7 protein-coding genes are annotated in these 7,076 nt (G+C 65.1%); all 7 read right to left on the bottom strand.

From position 1 onward, the window contains the following. Positions 1-41: 41 nt before the first annotated feature. The 7 genes from FJ471_RS19155 to FJ471_RS19185 all read right to left on the bottom strand — a co-directional run bounded on the left by FJ471_RS19155 (position 42) and on the right by FJ471_RS19185 (position 6,869). Positions 42-1,337 (bottom strand): cysteine desulfurase-like protein, encoded by a 1,296-nt coding sequence (locus tag FJ471_RS19155; RefSeq protein ID WP_140805771.1) that lies wholly within the window; start codon positions 1,335-1,337, stop codon positions 42-44. Between the two features lie 37 nt (positions 1,338-1,374). Then, complete coding sequence (locus FJ471_RS19160) at positions 1,375-2,049, bottom strand: amino acid ABC transporter permease (RefSeq protein WP_140805773.1); 675 nt, start codon at positions 2,047-2,049, stop codon at positions 1,375-1,377. A 105-nt stretch (positions 2,050-2,154) separates the two neighbouring features. Then, positions 2,155-2,940 (bottom strand): ABC transporter substrate-binding protein, encoded by a 786-nt coding sequence (locus tag FJ471_RS19165; protein WP_140805775.1) that lies wholly within the window; start codon positions 2,938-2,940, stop codon positions 2,155-2,157. 102 nt (positions 2,941-3,042) lie between these two features. Next, positions 3,043-4,182, bottom strand: coding sequence for an aminotransferase class V-fold PLP-dependent enzyme (locus FJ471_RS19170; RefSeq protein ID WP_140805777.1), 1,140 nt, complete (start codon positions 4,180-4,182; stop codon positions 3,043-3,045). Between the two features lie 218 nt (positions 4,183-4,400). Further along, a complete protein-coding gene (locus tag FJ471_RS19175) occupies positions 4,401-5,129 on the bottom strand; it encodes a GntR family transcriptional regulator (RefSeq protein ID WP_140805779.1) in 729 nt (242 codons plus the stop codon). A gap of 166 nt (positions 5,130-5,295) precedes the next feature. After that, on the bottom strand, positions 5,296-5,691 hold the full coding sequence (locus FJ471_RS19180) for a RidA family protein (RefSeq protein ID WP_140805781.1): 396 nt from the start codon (positions 5,689-5,691) through the stop codon (positions 5,296-5,298). A gap of 29 nt (positions 5,692-5,720) precedes the next feature. After that, a complete protein-coding gene (locus tag FJ471_RS19185) occupies positions 5,721-6,869 on the bottom strand; it encodes an acyl-CoA dehydrogenase family protein (RefSeq protein ID WP_140805783.1) in 1,149 nt (382 codons plus the stop codon). Positions 6,870-7,076 lie beyond the last annotated feature (207 nt).

The raw sequence follows: 7,076 nt of genomic DNA on the forward strand, positions 1-7,076 counted from the left end.
GCCCAGGCGCTGTCCCGCCAACGTCTCGCGATGAGATCAGATCACGACAGCTTCGCAACAATCGCCCGCAGCGCTTCCCCAAATCGGCGCACTTCCTCCACCGTGTTGTAGTGCACCAGCGAGGCGCGGATGGCGCCGCTGTCCATCGACAGGTTGAGCCGCTTCATCAGCCGCGGCGCATACATGTGGCCGTCGCGGATGCCGATCTGCACGGCCGCCATCTCCTCGACGATCTTTTGCGGCGACAGCTTGCCGATGTTGAAGCAGAAGGTCGGCACGCGTTCGTTGATCCGCGTCTCTTCGGCAACGCCGTAGATGGTCGCGCCGCAATCCTTCAGCACCTTCAGCATCTCACGCGCCAGCATCAGCTCGTAGTCGCGGATGGCGCTCATTCCTGCGACGATGTTGTCGCGGCGCGAGCGGTTGTTCTCGGCAAGGAAATTGCGGCCCACCGATTCCAGATAGCGCACCGCCGCGTCCATGCCGGAGACATTCTCGTAGATGAAGGTGCCGGCCTCGACCTTGTAAGGCGGTTCGTTCGGAATGAAATCCTCGCGGAAGGTCGGCAGCCGCTTCAGCGTTTCGAAGCGGCCCCACAGGAAGCCCATATGCGGCGAAAAATTCTTGTAGCCGGAGCAGACGAGATAGTCGCAATCCCAGGCCTGCACATCGATCAGCCCGTGCGGTCCGTAATGCACGCAGTCCAAAAACACTTCGGCGCCTGCCGCGTGCGCGATCCTGGCCACTGACGCGACGTCGACGATCGAGCCGATCGAATGCGCCGTCACCGTGCAGGCGACGAGCCGGGTACGCTCCGACACAAGCGGCTTGAGGTCGTCGACATGCAGGTTGCCGTCCTCGCGCATGCGCCACCATTTGAACTTGGCGCCGCTGGATTCCAGCGCCAGCCAGGTGGCGATGTTGGCGTCGTGGTCCATGTCGGTGATGACGATCTCGTCGCGTCCCTCGTCTCCGTCCTTGGCAAGCATCTGGCCGATGCCGAGGCTGACCAGGCGGATGAACGAGGTGGCGTTCATGCCGAAGCAGATTTCTGACGGGCTGTAGGCGTTGATCAGCAACGCGACGCTTGTCCGCGCTTCCGCGACCGATTGGTCGACCGTGACGCTGCGGCCATAGCGGCCACCGCGCTGCACATTGTGTCCGACCAGATGGCTGGTCACCGCGTCGAGCACGCTTTGCGGGATCTGCGCGCCGGCGGCATTGTCCATGAAGATGAAATCGCCGGCTTGGCTAAGCGCCGGGAACATGGCGCGGATCTTCTCAACCGGGAACGAGGCCGCGCCCTCCTGCGCTTTCGAAACATGGTGCTGGTTCACGAGGCGTCTCCTTCAGGTCATCGATTTCAAGTGGGGATCAGTGCGCGGACCGGGCCTTGCCGCGCTCTTCGAGGTAGCCGACCAGCCGCACCAGCGGCCACAAGAAGGCGAGGTAGATGATCGCGGCGCCGATCAGCGGCGTCGGGTTGGCCATCAGCGCCTGCGCGTCGGTCGCCTGCTTCAAGAGGTCCGGCATCGCCACGACTGAGGCGAGCGCGGTGTCCTTGAACACCGAAACGCAATTGCTGGTCAGCGGCGGGATGACGACGCGGATCGCCTGCGGCAACACCACCTTGCGCATGGCGACCCAGAAGGGCAGGCCGAGCGCGGCCGCCGCCTCGAACTGGCCTTTCGGAATGTTCTGGATGCCGGCGCGGCAGACTTCCGCGGTGAAGGCCGCGAGCACCAGCGACAGCGCGAGTGCGGCCGATACGAAGGACGACAGGCGGATGCCGACGAAGGGCAGGGCGTAGTAGATCAGGATCAGCACCACCAGGATCGGCAGCGCGCGGAAGATGTCGATGTAGAGGATCGCCAGCCGCCTCAGCGGCTTCGGCGCGTAGAGCCGCACCAGGCAGATCGCCAGTCCGGCAATGGTGCCGAAGACGATGGCCGCCAAGCCAAGCATAACGGTGTTTCCCAGTCCGCGGATCAGGATCGGAAACGATCGGACCAGGATGCCCCAGTTGAAGAAGGTGTCGATCAGTTCCATCGGCTCACCATGAAGGCAATGCCAAGCCCACCGCCTTCGCGGGCCTGAAGGGTGGAAGCGGGAGCGCTGGCCTGGCTGGCGCTCCCGCGGCGATATCTCGCCAGACTATTGCGGGATCGGGCCCGGCGTCACGGTGCTGGTTCCGGCTTCCGGATCGACGCCGAACCACTTCTTGTGGATCGAGGCCATGGTGCCGTCCTTCTTCATGGCGGTGATCGCATCGTTGACCTTTTCGAGCAGCGGATGGCCCTTCTTGGTCATCATCGCGAAGCGCTCGCCGGTCGGGATCCGCACCAGGATCTTCAGCGCCGGCATCTGCTTGATGGCGAACAGGAAGCCGGCGAGCTCGCCGGCGCCGCCGTCGATACGGCCGTTCTGCACGTCGAGCAGCAGGTCCTGCTGGGCGTTGTAACTCTTGGTCTCGGCGACGCCGAGCTTGGCGGCGTTATCCTTCATATAGGCCTCGCCGGTAGACCCGGCGATCACGCCGATGGTCTTGCCCTTGAGGTCGTCGAGCGACTTGATGGCGGAATCCGCCTTGCCGACGATCGTGCCGTCGCTGTCGTAATAGGGTTGGGTGAAGCCCTGGTTCTGCAGCCGTTCCTTGGTGACGGAGATCGAGGACACGGCGAAATCGATGCGGCCCGAAGCGGTCGCCGCGAACAGCGCCTGGAAGCCGAGGTCCTGGAACTCGACATCGGCGCCGATGCGCTTGGCGACATCGTTGGCGACGTCGATCTCAAAGCCCTCGAAGCCACCGGATTCGGTCTTGTATTCCCATGGCGGATTGGCCGGGTAGGCGCCCACCATGATCTTGTCGGCAAAGGCGGGCGCCGCGAAGGCCATGCCCGCGGCAACGATCACCCCAATCAGTCCTAGACGTTTCAACATCTTGCTTCCCTCTGGTTCGGTCACGTCGAAAGTGACTCATTTCCCGGTCCGCTTCTTCCGGCGCCAACTCCCAGGCGCCGCAGGCGAGGCGGTGCCTGCAAATCAGGATGCGCGGCGCTGCCGCGAGCCGATATGCTCCTCGATCCTCGCGAGCAGCGCGTCGACCGCCGCCTCCGTGGTGACCACGCCAGGCGACAACCTGAGCGTCGTGCCGCGCGCATCGCAATAGAGCCGCTCGTTGCGCAGCGCCGCGATGATCTTCACCGCCTCGACACCTTGCGGCAGGCCGAGCATGACGCTGCCGCCGCGCTCGCCGGCATCGAGCGGCGAACGAAGCGTCCAGCCATTGTCTAGCGCCGCGCCGACGATGCGCTCGACGAGCGCTGCGTTCTGCGCGCGGATGGCGTCGACGCCGGTCCTTTCCACCCATTCCAGCCCGGGCAGCGAGGCGATGCTTGCCAGGATCGCCGGCGTGCCATGGTCGAAGCGGCGCGCGTCGTCGGCATAGGCGAAGGCGTCGAGATCCCAGGAGAACGGGTTCGGCTGGCTGAACCAGCCGCGCAACTCCGACCGGCAGGTCGCAAGCAATTCCGGCGCGGCTTGCAATATGCCGGCGCCGGAGGAACCGCACAGCCATTTCAGCGAAGTCGAGACGACGAAATCGACTGGCGTCGCAGCAACCGAAAACGGCGCCACGCCGATCCCTTGCGTGACATCGACGCCGACAATGCTGCCCATGGCGCGGCCATGCGCGGCGAGCCGCTCGACATCGCAGCGATGCGAGGCCGTCGAGGTGACGAAGGTGATGAGCGCGAGCCCGACATCCTGTTGCCAACGGGCGATGAAATCCTCGTCGCGCACCCAGCTTTCGCCCGGCCGCAACGGCACCGTGTCGAGCGTGAAGCCGAAGCGTTCGGCCAGTCCCGCAAGCAGGAAATGCAGGCTTGGAAAACAGTCGGCGGCAACCAGCAGCCGCTTTCCCGCCAGGCGCTCGGCCGGCAGGCCGCCGATCAGGCTGTAGAGCGCTGCGGTGACATTCTCGGCGGTGGTCAATGTGCCTTGCGGCGCTTCGATCAGCCGTGTCCAGGCGTCGATGAACCGTTGGCGGGCGGCCAGCGCGGCCGGCCATTGGCCGTCATCCTCTGCCGACCAGACGCCGGAAAAATCCGCCAGCGCGGCGGCCATGCGCTCGGCCTTGCCGGGAAAAGTGCCGATCGAATGATAGAGAAAATAGCCGGACATTTGCTGTCTCGCCCCCTTGTGATCATGTGATCACAAAACTGGACGGGGATCAATCGGCAGCGGGAAGAAATGCGGACAGGTGACCAGGAAGTGCGCGATTATCCTTGATCAACGAGCCGCCGCTGAATCGCTGCGGAGATGGCCGAAGCGACCGAAATGGGCGTTCCGGCAAATCTCTAATCATAGGACCTGCCAACGCAAACGCAGGGACCTAGGCGTCAGGGTCCCTTGCCGAAGGCGGAAAAATCCACCGTCCGGGGCTCGGGCACATCCGGGCAGATCGTGCGCAAGGTCGCTTGAGTCGCGGTGATGTCGGCTACCACCTCGTCGCGGGCGCGGGGAAAATCCTTGTCCTTGAGCGCCGCGATGATCGCGGCGTGTCGCCCCGAGGGCTCCATCGTGCCGGCGCGCATCAGCGGCGCGACATGGTTGGACAACAGCCGCATATAGGGGCCGAAGCGCAGCCACAGTGTCTCGATCAGCTGGAACAGCACGTCGGACCCGGAGGCGCGGTAGATGGTGAAGTGGAACTGCTGGTTCTTGGCGATCAGCTCGTAGATGCTGCCATCGCGGCCGATCGCCTGCTGGTCGTCGGTGACCTTCTGCAGGGAAGCGACATCGGCTGGGGTCAGGCGTGGCCCGCCAAGCTCGGCGGCTAGTCCTTCGACGGCCAGCCGGGCCCGGCAGAGGTCGTCGAGCCGCGCCCGCGTCACCACCGGCACGCAGGCCGAGCCATTTTGCGAGATTTCCAGCGCGTTCTCCGCCGCGAGCCGGCGCAGGGCCTCGCGCACCGGCATGTTCGAGGTGCCGAAGGCCTCGGCCAGCGAGGCGATGGTCAGCACCTGCCCGGGATCGAAGCTGCCGACCATCAAGGCATGGCGAAGCTGTTGATAGACGCCATCCTGGACGGTGACGCGTCCCGATACGGGTTCGAAGCCCAGAGCCACGCTTCTGCTTTCCTTAGCTGCCGGCAAAGTCTATGTGCGAATAGATGCGAAACGCGCTCACAGGAGCGAGCGTGATCATCTGATCACAGATTGAGCTCGGAGAAAAGCCGGCGCAGCCCACCGCGCTGCCGCGGCTGGGCATCTTGCAGTCGGCGCTATTGGAAATTCACTCCGGGATGACCGCCATGGCCTGGATCTCCACCTTGGCGCGGTCCTCGACCAGCGCCACCACTTGCATGGCGGCCATCGCCGGAAAATGCCGGCCGATGACGGCGCGGTAGGCCTCGCCGATCCCCTTGAGATTGGCAAGATACTCGGCCTTGTCGGTGAAGTACCAGGTCATCGAGGTGATGTGCCGCGGTTCGCCGCCGGCTGCGGCAAGCACCGCGACGACATTGGCGAGCGTCTGGCGCACCTGGCCGACGAAGTCGTCGGTCTCGAACTGGCATTGCCCGTTCCAGCCGACCTGACCGCCGACGAACACCAGCCGCCCATGCGCCGCGACGCCGTTGGCGTAGCCGATCGGTTTGGCCCAGCCTTCCGGCTGCAGAATGGTGTGCATGTCCAGTTCCCCCTGGTTCAAACTCGTTCTCACGCCCCGCCCATGACCTGCCTGGCGATCACCACCTTCTGCACGTCGGAAGCGCCCTCATAGATGCGCAGCGCCCGGATCTCACGATAGAGGCTCTCGACGATGTGGCCCTTGCGCACGCCGTCGCCGCCATGCAGCTGCACCGCCTTGTCGATCACCTCCTGCGCCTTGTCGGTGGCGAACAGCTTGGCCATCGCCGCCTCGCGCGTGACGCGGGCGGCGCCCATGTCCTTGGTCCATGCGGCGCGGTAGATGAGGAGCGCGGCGGCGTCGACATCGAGCGCCATGTCAGCGATGTGGCCCTGCACCATCTGCAATTCGGCCATCGGCGCGCCGAATAGCTTGCGCGCGGCGGCTCTGCTGACGCTCTCGTCCAGCGCCCGCCGCGCGAAGCCAAGCGCGGCCGCGCCGACGGTCGAGCGGAAGACGTCGAGCACCGACATGGCGATGCGGAAACCGTCGCCCGGCTTGCCGATCAGCGCGGAAGCCGGGACGCGGACATTGTCGAACGACAGTCGCGCCAGCGGGTGCGGCGCGATGACCTCGAGGCGCTCGGCGATGCCGAGGCCGTTGGCGTCACCCGGCACGATGAAGGCGGAAATCCCCTTGGCGCCTGGCGCCTCGCCGGTGCGGGCGAACACGACATAGAGATCGGCGATGCCGCCATTGGAGATCCAGGTCTTTTCACCGGAAAGCACATAGTCGCCGCCGTCGAGGGCAGCGGTCATTTCCATATTTGCGACATCCGACCCCGAACGCGGCTCGGAGAGTGCAAAAGCCGAGATCGCCTGACCGGCCCGCGTCTTTTCCAGCCAGCGCTGCTGGTCCGGTGTGCCGAACAGCGAGATCGCCCCGGTGCCCAGCCCCTGCATGGCGAAGGCGAAATCGGCGAGGCCATCGTGGCGGGCAAGCGTCTCGCGGGTGATGCACAGCGTGCGCACATCGAGCGGTCCTGGGTTGGCCGGGTCCAGCGCCGTCGGCCTCAGCCAGCCGTCGCGGCCGAGTTTCGCTACGAGTTCGCGGCAGGCGGCATCGACATCGTGGTGGTCGACGGGGAGGTTCTTCGCGCACCAGGCGTCGAGGCGCTCGGCGAGTTGGCGGTGGCGGTCTTCGAAGAAGGGCCAGGAAAGGAAGGAGCGGTCAGGCATGTGGATACCCTTGTACGCCGCGTTCCTTCACACCCCCCTCTGTCCTGCCGGACATCTCCCCCGCAAGGGGGGAGATTGGCAGTTTCGACCTCGGTGCCCATCCTGTAACGCTGGCGATTGACGAAGGCATGGCGGCTGACCGGCATGCTGAAATCGTTCCGCAGCAATTGGGAGGGACGCGAATGAGCGCCATGGCAAAGCTCAAGC

This window comes from Mesorhizobium sp. B2-7-1, assembly GCF_006440735.1.
In the GTDB taxonomy this organism is placed as follows: domain Bacteria; phylum Pseudomonadota; class Alphaproteobacteria; order Rhizobiales; family Rhizobiaceae; genus Mesorhizobium.